Origin of the sequence: Nocardia sp. NBC_01388, assembly GCF_045040085.1 — a bacterium.
Taxonomy (GTDB): domain Bacteria; phylum Actinomycetota; class Actinomycetes; order Mycobacteriales; family Mycobacteriaceae; genus Nocardia.
The window spans coordinates 8,484,674-8,505,252 of sequence record NZ_CP109553.1 but is presented as its reverse complement, the minus strand read 5'-3'; the positions used below and the strand labels follow the sequence as shown (position 1 = coordinate 8,505,252).

Annotated in this window: 17 protein-coding genes, 1 tRNA gene and 2 pseudogenes; 8 read left to right on the top strand and 12 right to left on the bottom strand. The window is 65.1% G+C overall.

Annotated elements, in window-relative coordinates:
* The first annotated feature begins 129 nt into the window (after nucleotides 1-129).
* A complete protein-coding gene (locus OG716_RS40140) occupies nucleotides 130-1,167 on the top strand; it encodes an NAD-dependent epimerase/dehydratase family protein (RefSeq protein ID WP_405135390.1) in 1,038 nt (345 codons plus the stop codon).
* Nucleotides 1,168-1,847: 680 nt separating this feature from the next.
* Here the strand turns inward: OG716_RS40140 and OG716_RS40135 are convergent.
* A complete protein-coding gene (locus OG716_RS40135) occupies nucleotides 1,848-3,023 on the bottom strand; it encodes a hypothetical protein (protein ID WP_405135389.1) in 1,176 nt (391 codons plus the stop codon).
* Entirely contained in the window at nucleotides 3,020-3,400 is a 381-nt protein-coding gene (locus OG716_RS40130) for a hypothetical protein (protein ID WP_405135388.1), read from the bottom strand. The genes OG716_RS40135 and OG716_RS40130 overlap by 4 nt, the downstream gene beginning before the upstream one ends.
* A 143-nt stretch (nucleotides 3,401-3,543) precedes the next feature.
* Here OG716_RS40130 and OG716_RS40125 point away from each other — a divergent pair.
* Both OG716_RS40125 and OG716_RS40120 read left to right on the top strand, forming a co-directional pair.
* Nucleotides 3,544-3,882: pseudogene (locus OG716_RS40125) on the top strand (hypothetical protein); the annotation flags it as partial.
* Nucleotides 3,883-3,977: 95 nt separating this feature from the next.
* Entirely contained in the window at nucleotides 3,978-4,439 is a 462-nt protein-coding gene (locus tag OG716_RS40120; protein ID WP_405135387.1) for a DEAD/DEAH box helicase, read from the top strand.
* A gap of 116 nt (nucleotides 4,440-4,555) precedes the next feature.
* Here OG716_RS40120 and OG716_RS40115 read toward each other — a convergent pair whose 3' ends face one another.
* The 4 genes and pseudogenes from OG716_RS40115 to OG716_RS40100 all read right to left on the bottom strand — a co-directional run bounded on the left by OG716_RS40115 (nucleotide 4,556) and on the right by OG716_RS40100 (nucleotide 10,566).
* A complete protein-coding gene (locus tag OG716_RS40115) occupies nucleotides 4,556-6,043 on the bottom strand; it encodes an ATP-binding protein (RefSeq protein ID WP_405135386.1) in 1,488 nt (495 codons plus the stop codon).
* A gap of 471 nt (nucleotides 6,044-6,514) precedes the next feature.
* A pseudogene (locus OG716_RS40110) lies at nucleotides 6,515-7,093 on the bottom strand (DDE-type integrase/transposase/recombinase); the annotation flags it as partial.
* A gap of 859 nt (nucleotides 7,094-7,952) precedes the next feature.
* Nucleotides 7,953-8,540 carry a hypothetical protein gene (locus tag OG716_RS40105; protein WP_405135385.1) on the bottom strand — a complete coding sequence of 196 codons (588 nt, stop codon included), beginning with the start codon at nucleotides 8,538-8,540 and terminating at the stop codon, nucleotides 7,953-7,955.
* Between the two features lie 130 nt (nucleotides 8,541-8,670).
* Nucleotides 8,671-10,566 carry a hypothetical protein gene (locus OG716_RS40100; protein ID WP_405135384.1) on the bottom strand — a complete coding sequence of 632 codons (1,896 nt, stop codon included), beginning with the start codon at nucleotides 10,564-10,566 and terminating at the stop codon, nucleotides 8,671-8,673.
* A 593-nt stretch (nucleotides 10,567-11,159) separates the two neighbouring features.
* Between OG716_RS40100 and OG716_RS40095 the strand changes: the two genes are divergently transcribed.
* A complete protein-coding gene (locus tag OG716_RS40095; RefSeq protein WP_405135383.1) occupies nucleotides 11,160-12,167 on the top strand; it encodes a tyrosine-type recombinase/integrase in 1,008 nt (335 codons plus the stop codon).
* Nucleotides 12,168-12,246: 79 nt separating this feature from the next.
* Here OG716_RS40095 and OG716_RS40090 read toward each other — a convergent pair.
* Nucleotides 12,247-12,319 (bottom strand) — tRNA-Asn (locus tag OG716_RS40090).
* A 182-nt stretch (nucleotides 12,320-12,501) separates the two neighbouring features.
* On the opposite strand from OG716_RS40090, the gene OG716_RS40085 reads away from it, so the two are divergent.
* A complete protein-coding gene (locus OG716_RS40085; RefSeq protein ID WP_297627006.1) occupies nucleotides 12,502-12,747 on the top strand; it encodes a hypothetical protein in 246 nt (81 codons plus the stop codon).
* 14 nt (nucleotides 12,748-12,761) lie between these two features.
* Here OG716_RS40085 and dnaG read toward each other — a convergent pair whose 3' ends face one another.
* On the bottom strand, nucleotides 12,762-14,693 hold the full coding sequence (dnaG, locus tag OG716_RS40080) for a DNA primase (RefSeq protein WP_405135382.1): 1,932 nt from the start codon (nucleotides 14,691-14,693) through the stop codon (nucleotides 12,762-12,764).
* 104 nt (nucleotides 14,694-14,797) lie between these two features.
* Between dnaG and OG716_RS40075 the strand changes: the two genes are divergently transcribed.
* From OG716_RS40075 to OG716_RS40065, 3 genes are all read left to right on the top strand, one after another.
* A complete protein-coding gene (locus tag OG716_RS40075) occupies nucleotides 14,798-15,487 on the top strand; it encodes an energy-coupling factor transporter transmembrane component T family protein (RefSeq protein ID WP_405140257.1) in 690 nt (229 codons plus the stop codon).
* Between the two features lie 156 nt (nucleotides 15,488-15,643).
* Nucleotides 15,644-16,192, top strand: a complete 549-nt coding sequence (locus tag OG716_RS40070; protein WP_405135381.1) for a biotin transporter BioY — start codon at nucleotides 15,644-15,646, stop codon at nucleotides 16,190-16,192.
* A complete protein-coding gene (locus OG716_RS40065; protein ID WP_405135380.1) occupies nucleotides 16,189-16,866 on the top strand; it encodes an energy-coupling factor ABC transporter ATP-binding protein in 678 nt (225 codons plus the stop codon). The genes OG716_RS40070 and OG716_RS40065 overlap by 4 nt, the downstream gene beginning before the upstream one ends.
* Before the next feature lie 19 nt (nucleotides 16,867-16,885).
* Here the strand turns inward: OG716_RS40065 and OG716_RS40060 are convergent, their stop codons facing one another.
* From OG716_RS40060 to OG716_RS40045, 4 genes are all read right to left on the bottom strand, one after another.
* Nucleotides 16,886-17,650: a DUF4190 domain-containing protein gene (locus OG716_RS40060; protein WP_405135379.1), complete on the bottom strand. Its 765-nt coding sequence runs from the start codon at nucleotides 17,648-17,650 to the stop codon at nucleotides 16,886-16,888.
* Nucleotides 17,651-17,892: 242 nt separating this feature from the next.
* Nucleotides 17,893-19,161 (bottom strand): deoxyguanosinetriphosphate triphosphohydrolase, encoded by a 1,269-nt coding sequence (locus OG716_RS40055; RefSeq protein ID WP_405135378.1) that lies wholly within the window; start codon nucleotides 19,159-19,161, stop codon nucleotides 17,893-17,895.
* A 1-nt stretch (nucleotide 19,162) separates the two neighbouring features.
* Nucleotides 19,163-19,741 (bottom strand): YdcF family protein, encoded by a 579-nt coding sequence (locus OG716_RS40050; RefSeq protein ID WP_355127300.1) that lies wholly within the window; start codon nucleotides 19,739-19,741, stop codon nucleotides 19,163-19,165.
* Nucleotides 19,742-19,860: 119 nt separating this feature from the next.
* Nucleotides 19,861-20,556 (bottom strand): MBL fold metallo-hydrolase, encoded by a 696-nt coding sequence (locus OG716_RS40045; RefSeq protein WP_405135377.1) that lies wholly within the window; start codon nucleotides 20,554-20,556, stop codon nucleotides 19,861-19,863.
* Nucleotides 20,557-20,579: the final 23 nt, after the last annotated feature.

Sequence of the window (20,579 nt, the reverse complement as noted above, 5' to 3'; positions counted from 1 at the left end):
GCCGCGGCAGCTGCGACCGCGACACGGTGGAAGCTTCACACGATGACACTGAGCCGGGGCAGCGTGTGTTCGTGAACCGATCACAGTAGGCAAGCGGGCGGCCTTCGGATGATCGTTAGTGTGGTTGGCGTGGCTCGTGTGCTTGTGCTCGGCGGGACGGGCGTAATCGGTTCCGCGGTTGCCTGGCGGCTCCTCGCCGCCGGGTGGACGGTGGATTTGGTCGGGCAGGCTCCCGCGCGGATGCCGGCTGAACTCGCTGCCGCCGGAGCACGATTCATGGTGGCGGACCGTCATGATCGAACCCAGTTGGGCAATGTCTACGGCGACGGGGCTGATCTCCTGGTCGACTGCCTGTGCTTCACCGCCGAGCACGCCCGACAGCTGCTGCCCTTCGCACGAGACGCGGTGTCGACCGTAATGATCTCCAGTAAGGCCGTGTACGTCGACGACAGCGGGCATCACGTCAATTCCACTGCCGCACCGGACTTTTCGGTCCCGATCCGGGAAACCGGCACGACGCTGGCTCCCGGCGACGGCGACTACACCACCAGGGAAGGGTACGGCCCGAACAAGGTTGCTGCCGAACAGGTATTGCTCGACAGCGGTGCGCCGGTGACGGTGCTGCGCGCATCGAAGATACACGGGGTCGGCGCCCGACGCCCCCGCGAGTGGCACTTCGTGAAGCGGGTGCTCGACCGGCGACCGGCGGTGCTGCTGGCGGGACACGGTGCCGGGATCGACCACCCCACCGCTGCGGTCAATCTCGCCGCGCTCGTGGAAACAGTTGCGGCCCAGCCCGGTTGCCGGGTGCTCAACAGCGCGGATCCGGACGCGCCGACGGGCAGGCAGATCGCCGCGACCATCGCCGGCCAACTCGGTCACACCTGGACCGAAATTCTGCTCGACGATCAGACCGGCCCCGGGCTGGGCAGACACCCCTGGGATGCGCGACCGCCGATCGTGCTCGACACCACCGCCGCCACAGACCTCGGGTATCGCCCGGTCGGCGACTACGCCGCCACAGTCGCCCGGCAGATCGACCGGCTTGCCGCTACCGCAGTCGCGGACCAGGACGGCACTTGGCATCTTCCGGGTGTCGACCAGGCCTTCTTCACCGATTCCTTCGACTACCCCACCGAAGACCGTCACATCGCGACCAATTCCTGACTCGCATACCTGTCCCCGAATCCCGTCACCCCGCATCACGTAATCGGTGCGGGCTCAGGCGGTTCCGGATCGCTTGGAATCCGGCTTCGCCTCAGCTCTGACAAAAAGTGGACACGATCACCCTATTGGTGCCGTCGATCCGCAGGAAAGCGTCCAGTTCGGCCTCGGCGCAATGAACACCAGGCTCTCACCGCAGCGCGATCGGGTGCATTTCCGGGCGGCTGCGCTGTGAAGGTGACAGCCTGTGGCCCCGGAAACGAGTCCGGCCCCTGACCAGGTGATTTCTCACGCTGGTCAGGGGCCGTTTCGAGCTCCCCCAGATGGACTCGAACCAACAACCTGCCGGTCTATATTCAGCTGGCTTCCGGAGTTCTCGAGAGTTCCCGATGGTGCCCGTGGGCTGCATGGACGCCGAGTTCAAGGTTCCCAACGAATCTCATCGAAACCGGCTGAATCCCACTGACAGCGTGTCGTTTCCGCGTCGTTGGTCGAGAGGGTGTCGCCATCTGCTTCGGCGTGTCGCGAACAGGCAAGGCAATCAGCTGGCCCCACCCCCCGCAATGCGCCGTGTTGGTGTGGGTCAACCCGCAAAAGAAAAGCTGCGGCCGAGCGATTCTCGGCTGAGGATGGTCAACCCACCGCCACCGATCGGACAAGGTGCGCGCGACTCCGAGTCACGGTCAACGGCTGGCGATTCCAGCCGTCGTCAAGCGCCTGAGGAAGGCGGGGCGGCGGACGTGGCGGGCGCGCATGTCCGCGATGCGATCGTCGAATTCGTGGACGCAGCTGTCGTTTTCGGCAAGCGTCCGCAGGTCGGTCAGTAGTTCGGCGGCGGCGTCGTAGTCGCGAGGTTTGCCGGTCGCGATCAGCGCTTCCACGCGTTCCCATGCCTGCTCACCGTCTGCGGCAAGGTGCTTCAGCCGCCGCACACGAGCGCGCGCGAGCGCCTCATCTCGCCGGGCTCGTTCGAGTTCGCGGGTAGTGGCCGCGGCGCGTTCGCGTTCGGCCCGGTGTCGTGCTGCGCCGTCGAGCAGATCGGCGACCGTGCGTGTTCCGGCCGACGGCGGTGCGGCTGCGGCGGCGGTGCGGGTGCGGAATCGGTGCAGCAATTCCAGGTGAATGGTGGCTGTTTCGCCGCGCGCGACCCGGAGCAGCAGCTTGTTCTTCTCTGCCGTGTTCAGGCTGGAGATCCATGCGGCCAACGCCGCCGGATCATCGGATGCTCGGCACAGGTCCGGGCTGGCCGCGGCTGCGACGTGGAGCAGATCCGGGTCCAGTCGCAGAAATTCGGCCAGGGCTCGCTGCGGAGCGGTGAGTGTGCGCAGTCCCGCCGGTACCGGAGGCTCGGGTTCGTCATCGTGGTCACGGTCGAAGACGTCCTCCTCGCGCTCCCATGTTCCATATCCGGCGAGCCAGGCCAGATAGAGCGGCCGCAGGTCGCCGCCCGCCAGCTCCGCGCGGACGCCGATCAGGGCCGCCAGCGAATCCTCCGCGCCTTCCTCCCAGTCGCCGTCGTAGTGGTCGCTGGTCATATCCAGGATCAGGTGTTCGCCCGAGATCGAGGCGGTCACTTGGTCGTCGAGGCAGTACTGCTCGGCGACGTCCGGAGCGAGCATCCGGGACGGCAGCTTGATCATGAATCGATGCGTGCCCCAATTGGTCACGTACAGGTGCGCGTCGTAGTAGCGCTCGATCATGCGCGCGGGGTCCCCGCGGAAGTTTCCCCAGTGATACTCATTCACGAAGCGGGTCGCGGTGATCCGGGCGCGGGTGGACAGCTCCCGCACCTGCGCGAGTTGTCGATCGGTGAGCGGGCGGTCCACGGCGACGAACTCGTAGTACTGGTACTCGCTCACGGGCGTCCTTCCTGGGGAGCCTTGGTGAATGGTATTGCGCGAAAACCGGACTCGTCACCGTGATGGAAGTAGAGCCGCCCGTTCAATTCGTCGCCCGCAGCCGTCACCGCCCAGCCCCGACCGCTCACCGGGTGACCGTCGTCATCGCCCTCCCAGGTGAATCCCACACCGTCGGTGCCGCCGTGTTGCTCTGGGCGGCAATACATCTCGCCTTGAACCGCGATGATCGCGAATTCCCCAGTCCCATTTCGGCGGAACTCGATGTATCCGGGGCCTACGAGGTCGATGGCGTCGCGGTCCCAGCCGTCCATCGCGACAATTCGCCAGCGTCCGAGCATGCCTTTCGGCGGGCGGCGGGCGGCGCTGATCCTAGCCATCGGGCCAAGAGAATACCTGGATTCACGGTGTTCGGATACATGGATTCGCGGTCTAGGCGGATCCGAGATCAGGGCAGGCAGCCGGGCCCGCGCAAGTCCTCCTCGGGAGCTACGCGAGGTCCGGCCTTCTCTGGAGCGGCATCATGCCGCAGATGGGGGAGCTCCTGCGGATGCGAAATAGCACCTCATCACAGCCTTTCGAACCCGTCGATCAGGACGAGCCCGAGCATTGCCGTCGACTACACAGTAATTTCCAGGCACACTGGTTGGCCGTGGAAGGCTACCCCGGCGAACTGGAGACTCTGCGCGCGGACAACGCCCGGCTGCGCAGGCTCCTGGACCTCACCGAGCAGCACGCGCGCGCCGCCGATCCGGATCAGACCGCGGCGGGGACACCGGTCGACATGCGCTCCAGCCCGGAAGACAAGGTGCGGTTCTACCTCGATTTGTTCCAGTGCCGCCAGGACGTTTACGCGATCCGCTGGGAACACCGACAGGATGGCCGCTCAGGCTGGATGCCAGCAGTCCGGGGAGGGTGCGCTCCGATCCGAGGCGCCTTACCTGCCGCTGACCGACGATGTCGTCGCCGCCCATTTGCGCGGGAAACATCACATCGGGCTGTACCACCTGGGTTAAACACCTCGAAACACTCACCGACCGCCTCGCCGCCACCGGCTGCGGCGACATCACGGTGCTGCACGGTGGTATGAAAGCCCGCGACCGCCAAGCACTCGCGGAAAAGATGTCGACCCGCACCGACGACCAGCCGCCCCTCTTGCTGGTGGGCACCGGCTCGTTCATCGGCGAAGGCTTCGACTGCCCCGCCCTCGACACCCTGTTCCTCGCAGCCCCGGTGTCCTTCAAAGGCCGCCTGGTCCAATACGTCGGACGGATCACCCGACCCCACCCCGGCAAGACCACCGCCACCGTTCACGACTACCACGACATACTGACCCCGGTCATCGCATCCTCGCTACCGAAACGCGCACCCGGATACACCTCCCTCGGATTCCCCGACCCACGAAAGGTTCTGAACTGACCAGCCGCACTCGCACGGGCGGCCGATGCTGCATAAAGGCGATTCGATAACGGCGCAGCTGGTTTCGAGAACCAGCCGAACAATCGGAAGCACCCTCAGCCCACCGGATTCAGTCCTCACCACATCTCGGAGTAAAGAGCATTCAGATCGACCAACATCGGGCTGTCGGATTCCTTCGGCCTCGGTCCCGGACCAGTGCCGACAGCCCGGAGGTTCTCGTCGAACCCCGCACCGCTGTAACAGGTCAAGATCGTTTGTCTGGTGTCATACCCCTTGGCCGACAACAATTCTCGAGCACGGCGCAAACGGTCCACATGCCCGGCAGTCATGGTGCGGTCCCATTTGACCTCCCCCAAGGATAAGATTCGCCGCGGCCGCCCGGTCTCCTCCGGTGCCAGTACAGCGACATCGATCTGGATCTGCCGCTTCTCGCGCGGGTCGCTGATCGCCGCCGCCGCTACGTGCCCCGGCAGATCACCGAACACCTCCGGCCCCACCGACATCGCCCAATCCCTGCAGATTCCCTCGAAGTGCGGACCAACCACCTGCGACAGAAATGTCGCGCTCGAGTTGCGCCACGCCGCTTCGGGATTTCCCCGCTCCAAACGAGTCCACTCCCTGCGCATGATCGCCTCGTAGAACACGATCAGCGGCTCAGCCACCCGATACACCGACTTGCCTCGATTGAACGGATCCGCTTCCCTGATGATCAGTTGCGAGCCTTCGAGTACAGACAGCGGGTGCCCAAGGTCGGTGGAGCTGCGGCCGATGGTATTCGCGATACCGCCGCGCGTCGTATGCCCCCCGGAGATCGCTCCCAGCACCGCGTGATACAACGCCACATCACGGATTTCGGTCTCCTCCGCCAATAGATAACGCGCCTCCCGGAACAGCGGCACCTGCGGGTTGAGCATCGTCCGCAATACCCAGGAATCGAAGTCTTCGACCGACACGGGCGCATCACCTGCGACAAATTCCCGCCGATAAGCAGGCGTCCCACCCACGATCGCATGCGTCAGCACCGCCAACCGCGGATCCTCGATCCCCCAAAATCGGGCCGCCTCCCGATAACCGAGTGGCTTGACGACCAACTCCAAACTCGCGCGGCCACGCAAGGGCGCACTGCCGGACAGCAACCGACCCATCACCGACATCGCCGACCCACACAGCAACACTCGCGTCCCTGCCCGCCGCGCGTAACCGCGCGGATCGAGCGCACGCTGCAACACCGACGGCAAGGACGGGCTGGCCTTGGTCAGATAAGGAAACTCGTCGATGACGACCAGTCCGCCCCCGACCACCGCGAACAGTCGCTCGAGCGCCTCGTCCCAGTCCCGGAACGCATACCGTCCGCCGCCCGCATACGCCGCGACAGCGGCACCGAAACTCGCCAGCGACTCAACCTCCGTCGCATCAGTCGCGGTGAAGAAGAAACCCCCCACGACGTCAGCCAACGCGTCCAGCAAGAAGGTCTTACCCTGACGTCGCCGCCCACTGACGATCCCCAACCGCACATCCGGACTCGATGATGTCGCGAATCGCACCAACCCAGCCCATTCACGGTCACGGTCGAAGACGCGGTCCGGCTTAACTAAGGCTTCCATGGATATAACCATACTTCTAATAAGTACACTTATACAGATAATGCGGCCGGGCCGACAACCGCACACAGCACTGAGGCCACGTACCGCATCCACGCCCACGCCCACGGCAGGCCCTCACATCAACAATCGAGATGATCTTCTCGGCACACACGGGGTACAGGCAATATGGACGTAATCTACGTAGATTGAAGTCGCTCGCGGCCGACGCACTCTCCGCACGGAGTTGAGGTAGCCGGCGGCGAGCGTTGCAGCACAGCCGCGCCGGGTGTTACGCAGCCCGCATGACGAACACCGCACTGAAACCCGGAACCGCCGGGCAAACCCACATCCGGCAGCTTGCCGACGGCCGATACGAGGCCCGACTGCTGTGCCGCAACAACCTCGGCACCTACCGCAAACCCAAACGCACCGGCAACACCGAACGCGAGGCCACGCGAAAGGTGAATCCCCCCGGGTTTCGTGCGCACCCGGTTATCTGTCTCCGACCGGTTGTTCGGTCAGAGCGGCATAGTAGTCGGCTTCGTACTCGATCGGCGGTTTGCGGCCGAGCCGATGCATCAGCCGGGACTCGTTGAACCAGCTGACCCACTCATGGGTGAGTTGCTCGACATCAGCCAGGCGGTGCAGCGGACCGCGTCGGAACGGGGAATCGTCCCGGACTGCTTCGGTCTTATAGAGCCCGATCGTGGTCTCGGCGAGGGCATTGTCGAATGCGTCACCAACCGACCCGATCGACGGCCTGAGTCCCGAAAGCATCAGTGTCTCAACGAATTGCACCGACGTATACTGGCTTCCCGCATCGGAATGATGAATCGTATCGATCAGCGGATGACCTTCACGGGCCCGCAGCGCAGCCGCTTGCCGGATCGCCGATTCCACGAACGCAGTCTGTTTGCTGGTCGAGCATTCCCAGCCCAGGATCCGGCCCGCGTACGCGGTTGTGAAAGCCGTTCGGCGTGAACGACTCCCGGTGGTGACATCGACAGCCCACAGCGAGGCGGCCAGCACGGCAAGCCCGGACAGGAATGCGCCCGGACTGCGGTCGACTACGAACGCCACGGTCATACCGACCGACGCACCGATCACAGCCGAACGCCAGCAGACATCGAGGCCCTTCCACAGTCGCGCCCGGGCCGATTGCACTCGGACCAGGACAACCGCAGCCGACAGGCCCGCCACCAGAACCGCAGCGCTCAGCCCGGCCAACATCCCGGCGTACCAACCAGACTTCAGCGCATACAACCGCCAATCCCGCTCCACGACAGCAGGATCGAACACACCGCCGGCACGCAGCCCCCACAACACGGCCGCGAGCACACCCGGCGGTGCGGCCACGACCGCGCTGGCATGCAATACCTTGCGCACCGGCTCCGGCAACTCACCCACCGGCGGCCACGCGTAGCCCCGCGATGCCATCGTCTTCCCCCTCGATCCGATCCGCGGTGCAAGCTATCACGCCAACCCGACCCGAGACGGGCCAGCAAGACCACGGCATCACGGTGAGGGCTCAGCTACTTTCGCAATCCGGTTGCAGCAGTGCCTATTTGGACTAGCTTCTATCGGAACCGTAGCGTCAGAGATCGTCCCATTTCATTCTGCGGGCAGTAGTGGTGCGATCTCCTTCGTGAAGGAGATCAGTACGTCACACGGGTCCATCCCGCGGCTGGCTGCGGTGAGGCGCATCCCGCCCGCCGCAATATTGACGAGAAGCGTGCAGGTTCCTGTGGGTGCTGCCAGAATCGCAGCAGGGCTCCGGCGTCTCGTTGATCAGTGACGTGAGCTGACCTGAACGGCGCTCATGGTCCGATGCTGCAGAGCCGAACGCGGTTCGACCCACCGAAGACCGCCGATCACAGCCCTAATCCCCAACATTGCCGGATTCCTGGAAACGTGGCTGAACCGTCCGTCGTTATCCCTGCGAATGGGCATCGACGATCACGAAGCCGTCAGTGTCGAAGACTCGGCCCTCCAGGTCGTCTGCCGGGGGGTGTTCCCACACACCACCGATCTCGAGAGCGGCCTGGCACACGTCTCGAAGGAATCCATTCAACCGAGACCCGTTCAATCGAGCCAGAATCATGTTGTCCCGCAGCTCATTTCGCGGACGGTGAAACAGCGGCGGCTGGACCCACGGGAAGAAGATATCCGTAGTGACACTGAACTCAGCCCACGTCGCAGGAACTGGCGGCGCTGCTTCCGGGTCGGAGTCCGCGGCGATGCTGAACGGTTCGTTGGGGTAGGACTCGCCGAGCCCGACGCGACGCCCCAGCTCGGACATGCAGCTTATCCAGTCCTGCGCGAGCTCCCCATCGGCATCGACGAAGTCGAGCAATGTGGATGTTCGAATCCCGTTGTACACGCCATCGATCCGATTGAGCACGAAGCCGACGGGAACAACATCATTCGGGGGTTCCAGGCGTTCGGGATGGGCGTGCACGAACTCGCTGAAGGGGCCGTCGCGCAGCCGCGAATATCCGAAGCACTCCGCCTCGTCCACCCGCAGGATCTGATGCCGCTCACCTGCTGCGAGGACGAGGTCTTGCCACGCCAACAGCGAGGCGGTGGTCACCCCGAGGGGAAACCCGACCGACCAGGACCGATACTCGAGTACCTCATAACTGTTCCAGTTATTGGCAAGGCGCACCGAAACTCCCGAACTGATCTCTCGACCATTCAAATGTGCCGCGGGCGGTCACGACCCGGAGTACATCGATCATCGGTGTACCGGACGAGTCACACAACTCGATACTTCTATTGTCATTCTTGATCTTACGTTCGATTCCAGCCCTGTCGTACTGATGGAACTGGCTGGCTTCCTCGATGTAGACCAACGCGATTTTTTGGTAACCCGGCGGCGCTTGTTCAGCTCTGCCGGTATTGGGGTCGGCCCCGCCCAGCCCGTTGAGCTGCCTCACAGCGCCGCGCAGGTTCCTCGAAAGCCCTTTGCCGCTGACTGTTTTGATCTGGTACGCACGCTTGTTCGTGGTGTCGAGTATGTCGGCATGGTAGCCGTTCTCCTCCCCGTCGAGCTTGATCCGCGCGGAGGGATCATTACGCAGAATCGCCGCGGCCTGCTCGATTTCCCGCCTGAATCCGATCGTGTCCTGCGATCCGCCCTGCGGTGCGGTACCTCGAGGCTGGCCGAGCTTCTTGGCGAGATCCTCGGGGTTCAGTAACCGACCAGAGTCGACGATGGCCTTGAGCTCCGGCAAAAGTTGCTCGCTCTTCGCATTATCGACCGCTTCCAGCGCCTCGGCAGTGGCGGCGGGATCGTTAGGAGCGTGGTCGGTCATCAGCTTGGCCGCACCCAGGACGGTCGGCAACCACCCGGGATCGACCTGCAGCTGCGACGTCTGCGGGTTGATGCCGCGACCTTGCAGAACCTGGCCGAGATCGGCGACCTGGGCGGCGTATTCGCTGGTACCGGTGATCCACGCCTGATAGCTGACCGAGACTCTGGTCGTCTGCCCCGGTGAGGGTGCGGGTGCCGGGTTCGCGAAACTCATGGCAGGCGTGGTCGCGGTGCCGCCGGCGGGAATGGTTCCGAGGTCGAAGCTGGCCATGGCCATGCCCGGTGTCACGGTGGCATGGACGGTGGCTGCGCCCGCGCCACGACCGGAATTGGTGACGGTGATCGTCCAACTGCACGTCGCGCTCGCGCATTCGGAGGCATTGATCTGGCCCTGGAAGTCCGCGACCGCCACGGCATCCGAGGATTGCTCGGGCGGAAGAGCCTGTGGCGCTGCCGCTTCGGGCAGGACTTTGGCCACCGAGGTGCGCGTATCGGCCGCACCGGCGGGTGTCGGAGCAATCGAGATATAGGGCGGCGCCGCCGCGGCATCATCGGTCTGCGCCGGCAGAATACGGGTCAGGGCCGGCCGCGCGGCCGGGACCGTCGCTCGCATCGGATCGAACGAAGCGGTTTGTATCCGTGCGCTGTCCTCGCGAATGGGACCGCCCATCCACACCAGATCATGGGATCCGTCCGCACTGAACAGCGCTGTCCAACTGCCGGATTCGACGTCGATGACATTTTTGCCGTTGAGGGTCTCGACCGTTTCGCTGGTCGCGTTCCCGGAAAGCGACCGGATCAGCTCGGCCACAGCGCTCGGATTCATCGCGCTGGATACATCTATCGGGAAGGCGGAACCAGATTTCGGCTGTATCCACTGATTTGTCAGTTTGCCAATCTGCAGTGGCGCGCGCCGAGCCCAGAAGTCCGAATCCCCCCGGACCGCAGTGTGATCAGAGGTCGCGACGAGGTCGGCCTTGCCCCCGCCGGCGTCCGTCACAGTACCTGCGCCGTGGAGATCGGCCGTGACAGTGACATCGGCGCCGATCACCCGACCCTCGGTCCCGGAGAATCCAACAGCGAGATGCAATGCCGAGGCTTTTCCGAGCTGGTCTGCCGCTGAATTCAGCATCCCGGACGGTGAACTGCCGTGTGAGCGCGGCTCGTACATCACCATCCCGGTCGCGACAAGGGCGAAGATCAGGAAGACCGCCAGGAAGAACCAGCGCATGCTGATCTGGCGAGGTGGTCGCGGCGGAGGGGCCGGTGGCCAGTGCGGGCTCGGTGCGACGGCCCCGTATCCCCATTGCTGAACGTGTTGTGGCTGCGGGAAGGGCGGCGGAGCCATGTGGGGTGGGTCCGGGGAGTGGCCAGGCACAGCGGGCTGGTTCAGCCCACGAGCACCGTCGTCGGGCGAAGTCATTGGTTCCCCCTGGAGTGAGACTTCTTGATCGACAACGTAACACGGGGCAATGGGTCGCGATCCTAGGAGGAATCTCAACCCGCACAGCCGGTCTCGTCAGCCTTTCGAGGGTGCGACCCGTCGACGTAAGCCGTTGCAGCACAGCGAATTCCCTTGCATGAGTCACACTTTCGGTGACATGGCATTCGGACGAACCTGCAGCGAGGCCGCTTCCAGGGAAAGTTCCGACCTGGCTGAACAGGTTGAAATCGGCGGACGACCAGCACATTTGATGGTGACGTGATGCTGGCCACTCCGCGCATAAATTCGGTGCTACCAAAGGCGCGGCCGAAGACAACCTCCGAAAAGCTCTGACGCAGCGCACCTGTGCGCGCGGACGACTGATCAATCGGGACACCAAGTTGTCGGAGCTGGCCGACCTGTGGCTTGCCGAGAAGGCGCTGCAGGAGGGAGTCACTCAGCAGTCGCTCGACCTGTACAGGACGGAGATCGAGGTGTCCACCGACAGCCGAGCCAACAAAGACACCATCAAGATCAAATCGGCACTGGGCGGTCTGCGCGTGTGGGAGGCGACCACCTCACGCGTCGACGCCCATCTCAAGCGGATCGTGCTGAACGGCCACCGCGAAAAGGCCCGCCAACAGCGGGTGATCCTGTCCGGGATGATGGGAATGGCGGTACGCCACGACGCCATCGACCAGAACCCCGTCCGCGAGGTCGCAGACCTGCCCCGCAAACGCCAGAAGCCGCGCGCCGCGGACCTGGAGACGCTCACCGAGCTGCGAGCCCAACTGAAGGCGTGGGTGGAAGGCAAAGAGGTCGACGACGTCCGCGCCCGAACCCATGGACCGAAGCGCAACCCGCTCGTGCTCGACGTGGCCGACGTGGAACTCGGCACCGGCCCTCGGCCGGGCGAGGCCCTGGCGCTCCGCTGGTGCGATGTGGAGCTGGATTCCATACCGCCGCGACTGACGTTCTGCGGCACCATTATTCGGCTGAAGGGAAAGAAGGAGGATGGCAAGGGGTTGATACGCCAGGAGTGGACGAAGACCGACTCCGGCTATCGGACAGTCGTCATCCCCCAGTTCGCCGCCGAGACGCTGAAGCGCGTCAAGGCCGAAGCGGTCGACAACGAACTCGATCTGGTCTTCCCGAACCGCGACGGCGGCATCTGGGACCCGCACAACTTCAACAGGGCGTGGCGACAGGCCCGCGGGACCAAGTTCGCATGGGTCACGCCCAAGACTTTCCGCAAGACGGTCGCGTCGATCATCGCCGGCGAATTCGGACCGCAGGCCGCCGCACAGCAACTGGGCCATGCGAACGACTCCGTGACCAAGCGGCACTACATCGACCAGCCGACCGCGGCGCCCGATTTCACGACCACGCTGAACCGCCTCGCGGGCTGAAAGCGTGTCGTTTCCGTGTCGTTCACGGGCACAAAACAGAAAAACCAGGCGCGAACCGTGAAGTTCGCCCTGGTTACTGCTCCCCCAGATGGACTCGAACCAACAACCTGCCGATTAACAGTCGGCTGCTCTGCCAATTGAGCTATAGGGGATTGGCGGTGGTTACCCTCTCGGGCGACCGGAGAAAACTTTAGCGTATCGGTTGTTCACTTCCCAAATCGTGTCTCTACCTGGGCACATGTTGATGAGAACGTACGGAGAGGCGGATCGACAGGGGGGTGGGGTGTCGGGCAGGATAGAGGCGCGGACAGGCCTATGGGAGGAGCTTCTCGAGATGCTGCGGTTGATCATCGGTGTCGCGGCCGGGTATGTGCTCGGCGCGAAGGCCGGGCGGGTTCGGTACGAACAGATCAGCAAGACCACCCGTGCGATCGGTGAGAGCCCCGTCACTCGGAAGTTGGTACAGGTCGGACGGCAGAAGCTGTCGGACAAGCTGAGTACGGAGCCCAAGCTCGAGCCCATGGTTCCACTGGACGAGCGCACCACCATTCTGGTGCCGCACGACCAGCTGCGACGGTAGGGAGTGCGGCCGCGCTAGCGGCCGCTGTTGAAGTCGGATGAATTGCCCATGGCCTGCGTGAGCAGGCTCTTGCGGTACTGCTCCAGCGCCACCAGATCGCCGAACAGCGCGAAGTACGCCTCGGACTGTTCGGTCGAGGAGATGCGCTGCAGCTTGGACTTCAGTTCGGCGATCTGGCGGCCGACCCATGCCTCCTGCACGCGGGCCAGCACCCCGGTGATCAGACGGGGGATATCGGCCTCGGTTTTCACCGGCAGCTGCTCTGCGGCCAGTTCCGAGACCAGGGAGCGCATGGTGAGGTCGTCGGTATTGTCGGCCACCGCGGCCACCCATTCCGCGCCGCCCAGACCCTTGCCGGTACCGCCCGCCGCGGCGATGGCGGCGAGCATCGCCTTGTAGGCGGGATGCGTAAAGGCTTCGGGCTCCAGCGAATCGAAGACCGGTCCGGCGAATGCCGGGTACTGCAGTGCGGCGGTGAGCGTCTGGCGCTGCACGATGAGCGCCGGATCGCGCGGGCTGGGCAGCGCCGCCGGTGGTGCGGTAACCGGTTGTGCCGCTTCCCGTTCCGCACCGGCGCCCCGGCGCGCGGGAGTGGCGGCCGGCCCGCGGGCGTTCTTGCGCGCCTCGTCGCCGACCCGCCGGACCACCATCTGAATATCGTCCCAGCCGACCCAACCGGCGAGCTTGGTCGCGTACGCCTTGCGCAGCGCATTGTCCTTGATCTGCGCCACCACCGGCACGCCGCGCCGCAGCGCGTCCACCTGACCCTCGGGGGTGTCGAGATTGTGTTCGGCGAGCTGGCCGCGAATCACGAACTCGTACAGCGGAACCCGGCGCGCAACCAGATCGCGCACCGAGCCGTCGCCGCTGCGCTGGCGCAGTTCGCACGGGTCCAGGCCGTCGGGGGCGACGGCGATATAGGTCTGCCCGGCCAGCTTCTGGTCACCGGAGAACGCCTTCAGGGCCGCCGCCTGGCCGGCCGCATCACCGTCGAAGGTGTAGATGATCTCGCCGCGCCAGAAATTGTCGTCCATGAGCAGTCGCCGCAGCATGGCGAGGTGTTCGTCACCGAAGGCCGTACCACAGGACGCCACAGCGGTTTTCACGCCGGACAGGTGCATGGCCATCACATCGGTGTAGCCCTCGACGACCACCGCCTGATGCCCCTTGGCGATATCGCGCTTGGCCAGATCCAGGCCGAACAGCACCTGAGACTTCTTGTACAGCACCGTTTCCGGCGTATTGACGTACTTGGCGGTCATGGTGTCGTCATCGAACAACCGGCGCGCGCCGAAGCCGATCACATCACCGCCGAGATTGCGGATGGGCCACAGCAGCCGGCGGTGGAAGCGGTCCATCGGGCCGCGCTGGCCCTGTCTGGACAGGCCCGCGGCCTCCAGCTCCTTGAAGTCGAAACCCTTGCGCAGCAGGTGCTTTGTCAGCGTGTCCCACCCTGCGGGGGCGAAGCCGCAGCCGAACTGGCGGGCGGCATTGGCATCGAAATTGCGCTCGGTGAGGTAGTTGCGGGCCGCCTCGGCGTCGGGCTCGGCCAGCCGTGCCATATAGAACTCGTGCGCGGCGGCATTGGCGGCGACCAGGCGCGAGCGGGTGCCGTGATCGCGCTGCACCGAGGTGCCGCCGCCCTCGTAATTGATCTTGAAGCCGATGCGGTCGGCCACCTGCTCGACCGCTTCGACAAAGCCCACATGCTCGATCTTCTGCAGGAAGGCGAAAACATCGCCGCCCTCACCGCAGCCGAAGCAGTGGAAATGACCGTGATTCGGACGCACATGGAACGACGGAGATTTCTCGTCGTGGAAGGGACAGAGCCCCTTCATGGAGTCGGCACCGGCACGCTTCAACGTCACGTACTCGCCGACCACATCCTCGATCCGAGCACGTTCACGAATCGCCGCTATATCGCGGTCTGGAAGTCGGCCGGCCACGGACGCGAGTCTAGACCGCCTCCCCGGAACTTTGGCGCACGGCTTGGGAGCCGTGGACTGTTGGGGACGCGTGGGAGCGGTTGGGGGGCGAGACGATTTTGGGGGTGCCCGGGGAGTCACCCCGAGCTTGCGAAATCAGGCGTTGCGTTTCGAAGAACTGGAGCGCTTCGTGCTGCGGCGCTCTGGTCTGCCAGGATCTAGCGGTGCTCAGCCTGTTTCACGATGCCCGGACGCCGGTGCACGGCGCGCCTGCCGGGGTGAAGGTGCTGGTGCTGGCTGTGACGGGGACGGCGCTGTTCTTTGTGTCGTCGATGGTGTGGCTGGCTGGGGCGCTTGTGGTGGTGCTCGGGCTGTATCGGGTGGCGTGCATTCCGTGGCGGGTGACCGGGCGGGCGGTGTTCGGGATTGCGCCGTTCCTTGGGCTGATCATGCTGGCGCAAGTTCTCTTCACCGGTTGGCAGAGTGGCGTGCTGGTGGGTGAACGGGTGCTCACTCTGGTCTTGCTGGCGAATCTGGTGACCTTGACCACTCGCACCTCTGCCATGGTGGAGACCATCGAAAAAGCGCTGCGCCCTTTGCATCCGCTGGGGGTGCGGCCGGACCGGGTCGGTCTGCTGGTGGCCATGACCATCCGCTTCATTCCGGTCATTCGTGAGCAGGCCGAGATGGTGCGTGCCGCGCAGCGGGCGCGTGGGATCGAGCGCAGCACGGTGTTCCTCATCCCGCTGCTGATTCGCACGCTGCGGATGGCGGATCAAGTCGGCGAGGCGCTCGATGCTCGCGGCTTGGATTGATGCGACGGCTCATCAAGATCAACCGGCCTCAGCGGTCAAAGATCGTTGCTAAGCGGTAATTTTTGCCGCCCCGAGCCGATCTTTGACCGCTGAGGCCGATGGCCCTGCCGGATGCGCCGGATTTGCCCGAACCCCCGTCCCCCTAGAATCCCCCGAGTGCGTAGTAGGGATTTGGCGCAGATAGCGCTGTTCGCGGCAATTATGGTGGTGCTCGGGTTCTTCCCGCTCATCCAGTTGCCGGGGGCGTTCGCGCCGTTCACCTCGCAAACGCTCGGCGTGATACTCGCGGGCTCGATTCTGGGAGCTCGGCGCGGTGCGCTGGCGATGCTGCTGTTCGATGTGCTCGTGTTGGCGGGGCTGCCGGTGCTGCCGGGTGGGCGCGGCGGGTTGTCGGTGATCATGGGTCCCACAGGGGGATTCATCATTGCGTATCCGATCGGTGCGCTGGTGATCGGTTTTCTCACCGAAAGGCTGTGGAAGCACTACAACCTGCCCATTGCCGTGGTGATCAACTTTGTGGGCGGGGCACTGGTGCTCTATATGATCGGCGTGCCGTGGATGGCGGTGGCAGCGGATCTGCCGCTGCACAAGGCGATCGTCACCTCGGTGGCGTTCCTGCCGGGCGATGTGGTCAAGACTGTCATCGGATCACTGGCTGCCATTGCCGTGCGCCGGGCCTATCCGATGATTCCGGCGCGCGCGTGATCGAGCTGGAGGGCGTCTCCCATCGCTTCGGCGAGCGCGAGGTACTGCAGCGCCTCGATCTGACGCTGACCGAGCACCGCATTGCCGTCGTCGGCTCGAACGGCTCGGGCAAGTCCACGTTCGCGCGCTTGCTGAACGGTTTGCAGGTGCCGACCGAGGGCAAGGTGCGGGTCGACGGACTCGATACCCGCAAGCAGGGCAGGGCCGTTCGCCGCCAGGTGGGATTCGTCTTCCAGGACCCCGACGTCCAGATCGTCATGCCCACCGTCGCCGAGGATGTGGCTTTCGGGCTCAAACACCACGGCCTCACCAAAACCGAAATCCCCGAACGGGTTTCGGAGGTCCTCGCCGAATACGGTCTCAGCGAATTCCGCGATCACCCGGCCCATCTGCTCAGCGGCGGCCAGAAGCAGCTGCTCGCCATTGCCGCGGTGCTGTCGGTCCGGCCGCGCTACGTCATCTTCGACGAGCCCACGACCCTGCTGGATCTGCGCAATAAACGCCGCATTTCCCAACTGCTGCACGAACTTCCGCAGCAGATCGTGGTGATCTCGCACGACCTGGATCTGCTCGCCGACTTCGATCGCGTGCTCGTCTTCGACGAGGGCCGCTTGGTCGAGGACGGCCCGCCCGCCCAGACCATCCCTCGCTACGTGGACCGCTGCCGACTCTGATAGGCGGGCGGATCGCCTGTCAGCGAGGCAGTTTGGTGGTCAACTTTCCGGCATTGTCGTCGATCGCGACGCACTGCACCGACGGATTCTTGCGCCACCCCAGCTCGTCACCGGGGTGGTAGATCAGAAAAGTGAGATTCGGATTCTGAGCCTGCATCTTGTCGAATGGCTCCTCGCACTTGGTCTCCGCGTAGTCCTTGGCCTGTTGCTCGCTCCCCCAGGTGGGCAGCGGGAAGACCAGAAACACCTCGCCATCGTGCGGTGCGGTACAGGCCGTGACCACCGCGCCACCGATCGTCGCACCCTCGCGGACGCCGTTCACACAGTCGCCGTCCTTCAGATTGCGCAGCAAGGTGTACCCGCTGGCAGTGGTCGGCGCCGCAAACGACGGCGGCGGTGCCGCGTAATCGACATCAGTGGCGCCCTGAGATTGGGCGTGCTGCACCGCCACCGCGGCCACCGCCACCGCGACCAGTGCCCACACACCCGATAAGACCAGACCGGCGATCGCCAGCCCTTTCCCCTGCTGATTACGGTCTTTGACCTGAGTCAGCGAAATTACGCCGAACGGTAGTGCCAGCAGGCACATCCCGAGCAGCCCGGTAACGAAGGCCGCGATCGCCAGCCCGTTGGTGCCCTGCGGAGGTGGCGGGGGCGCAGCAGGGTACGCGTAGGGATACGGCGCGATCCCGCCCGGCGGCGCGGTCCACATCGGCTGCCCGGCCGGCGGCATACCCGAGGACTGCGTGATCGGCGGCTGCGGCACACCCCACTGCCCCGGCACGACCGGCCGCTCCGACGCGGCTGGCGGCTCTGGCAGGGCCGGCGCCTCAGACGCGACCGGCTGCTCGACCACGGCTGATTGCTCCGGCGTTATCGGTTGTCCCGGTGTCGGATTCGATTCCACAACTCCCCCTCCACGGACCGACAGCGGCCCGCCCTGCCGAATTCGCCCGCCCACCGTAGCTGTTCCCCGCTGACGGCGCGACACGGACTCGTGGCGTAGCTGAGCAGCCATGTTCTGGCTCAGGGGATGATGGCGGCGACCCGCTCGAGGCGGCTTTCGGTGTAGGAGGCGATCTGGTCGACGATGACGCGGACGCGGGCGGTGTCGTCGGCCGCTTCTTCCCACCATGGCAGCAGCAGGCGATCCAGGCCGCGGGGGGCGGTACGGAGGAGGTGGTTGGCGACCAGGTGGATGCGTTCGCGCTGGCCGGCCTGGCGGACCTGGTGAATGGGGTCGGACAGGACGTAGCGCAGGGCCATGGTCTTGAGGATGGCGACCTCGGCGGCCACTATCCGCGGAACTTCGAGATCTGCTGTGTAGCGGCGCAATTGGCGTCCGCCCCAGGCTGCGCGGGTAGCCTCCACGGCGGCGGTGGCGAAGCGGCCGACCAGGTCGCTGGTGAGACGTTTCAGGGCGACCGACGCGATCAGCGAGCCGTCGTAGGCGGCTGCCGCTTTGACCACCGGCAGTTCGGAGAGACGCCCGGCGGCGGCGATCAATTCGTCGGCCGTCGGCGACTTGTGCTGGCGGGCACCGATTTCCGCGAGGGCGGCCTGTTCGATGGGATCGGCCAGGGCGCGCAGGTCGATGCGGCCGACAATGATGCCGTCCTCGACATCGTGCACCGAATACGCGACATCGTCGGCCCAGTCCATGACCTGCGATTCCAGGCATTGGTGGCGATCGGGCGCACCCTTGCGGACCCATGCCATGCGATCCATATCGACGTCGTACGCGCCGAATTTGGTGCCGGGACCTGTTCTGCCCCAGGGGTATTTGATGACGGCATCGAGCGCGGCCCGGGTCGGATTGAGCCCGTGGCTATTGCCGTGCTCGTCGAAGACCTTCGGCTCCAGCCGGGTGAGAATGCGCAGATTCTGCGCATTGCCCTCGAAACCGCCGTGCGCATCGGCGAATTGGTCCAGCGCCGTCTCGCCATTGTGCCCGTACGGCGGATGCCCGATATCGTGCGCGAGTCCGGCCAGATCGACCAGATCCGGATCGCAGCCCAGTCCGTCGGCGATACTGCGGCCGATCTGCGCGACCTCCAGGGAATGGGTGAGCCTGGTGCGCGGCGTATCACCATCGCGCGGACCCATGACCTGGGTCTTGTCCGCCAGCCGGCGCAATGCGGCCGAATGCAGCACCCGCGCCCGGTCGCGCGCGAATTCACTGCGCCGGGCGGGGGAAGGTGACCAGCTCAGTCCGGCGGTCCGGTCGGTCTCGGGAACCAGGCGTTCCCGGTCGTGATCGCTGTAGACCTGGTCGTAATCGATGCGCGAACTCATGTCACTGCTCCGCCGTGTAGGTGAAATCGGCCGAATAGTGGGTGAGCTGGTACCACAGCAGCGCGAAGGTCTCGCGGAAAATGCCGTGCGCCTGCGATTCCCGCGTGTAGACCGCGGGCCCGGTGCGCACCGGCGCGGTCCACGCCGAGAGTCCGGCGTCGCGGGCCATGGTGCGGGTGCGCAGCGAATGCCAGGGGTCGCTCACCAGCACCACCGAGGATTTGCCCCGGGCCAGTAGCGCTTTGGAGACCGCTTCCACACTCTGCAGGGTGTCCGAGCCGGTCTCCACGGCCAGGATGTGCTCGGCCGGGACGCCCAGATCCTTCAGATAGATCTTGCCGGAGGCGGCCTCGGTGTAGTTGTCGCCCAGCTGTTTTCCGCCGACGGTGACGATCATGGGCGCGACGCCCTTCTGAAAGAGCTTGCGCGCCTGATCGAGTCGAGCCTGGAAGACCGAGGACGGGGTGCCGTCGTACTGGGCCGCGCCGAGCACCACAATGGCGTCCGCGCGCGTGTAATCGTCGATGCGGGCGACCTGCCACACCCGCACCGCCGTGCCGGCGACCACCAGCAGCGCCATGAGCAGACCGCCGATCAGCAGCCTGCGTGCCCAGCGTGCCGCGCCCGCGGCGAAGCCGCCCCGGGGCTTATCGGCCGGTGCGGGCGCCCACGCGGGCTCGGGGTCGCGGTTGCGGAGTTTTACCAACCGCGCCGCCGCCACTCGGGCACTTGCGGGCGCTCCTCGCCGAGGGTGGTATCAGCGCCATGGCCCGGGTACACGACGGTGTCGTCCGGGTAGCGTGCGAACAATTTGGTCTCGACATCGCCGAGGAGGGAGGCGAATTCCTCCGGCGTACCAGTTTTCCCGACACCACCGGGAAACAGCGAATCACCGGTGAACAGGTGGGTGCGACCGTCACCGTCGGTGAAGGCGAGGGCCACCGAACCGGGGGTATGGCCGCTCAGGTGGATGACCTCGAACTCGAGGTCGCCGATGCGCACCTTGTCACCATCGGTGAGCAGGCGGGTCGGCGGCACGGGTAGGCCCTCGGCATCGAGTTCGTGGGCGGCGCTGGGAATCCCGGTGGCGGCCAGCACATCCCGCAGAGCCCACCAGTGGTCCGGATGCCGGTGCGTGGTGACCAGCAACTCGACCCCGTCGGGGGCCTCCTGGGTGAGCAGTTCGAGAATGCGTTCCGCCTCGTTGGCGGCATCGATGAGCAGGGTCGCGCCGGTATTCGCACACTGGACCAGGTACACGTTGTTGTCCATGGCGCCGACCGACATCTTCACGATGCGCGCGCCCGCGACGGCCCGCTGCTGCGGGTTGGAACCGGGAGCGACATGACCCGTGTACGGGGAATCGATCGTGATCACGTCTTCGATCGTAGTCATCGTCGCCGACACGGGTGACCGGA

Excerpts from the sequence above, each read along its gene's own strand:
- OG716_RS40130 (WP_405135388.1), bottom strand. The coding sequence starts at position 3,400 with ATGGCTAGGATCAGCGCCGCCCGCCGCCCGCCGAAAGGCATGCTCGGA.
- OG716_RS40120 (WP_405135387.1), top strand. The coding sequence starts at position 3,978 with ATGTCGTCGCCGCCCATTTGCGCGGGAAACATCACATCGGGCTGTACC.
- OG716_RS40115 (WP_405135386.1), bottom strand. The coding sequence starts at position 6,043 with ATGGAAGCCTTAGTTAAGCCGGACCGCGTCTTCGACCGTGACCGTGAA.
- OG716_RS40100 (WP_405135384.1), bottom strand. The coding sequence starts at position 10,566 with ATGCGCTGGTTCTTCCTGGCGGTCTTCCTGATCTTCGCCCTTGTCGCG.
- OG716_RS40085 (WP_297627006.1), top strand. The coding sequence starts at position 12,502 with ATGCTGCGGTTGATCATCGGTGTCGCGGCCGGGTATGTGCTCGGCGCG.
- OG716_RS40055 (WP_405135378.1), bottom strand. The coding sequence starts at position 19,161 with ATGAGTTCGCGCATCGATTACGACCAGGTCTACAGCGATCACGACCGG.
- OG716_RS40050 (WP_355127300.1), bottom strand. The coding sequence starts at position 19,741 with ATGGCGCTGCTGGTGGTCGCCGGCACGGCGGTGCGGGTGTGGCAGGTC.
- OG716_RS40045 (WP_405135377.1), bottom strand. The coding sequence starts at position 20,556 with ATGACTACGATCGAAGACGTGATCACGATCGATTCCCCGTACACGGGT.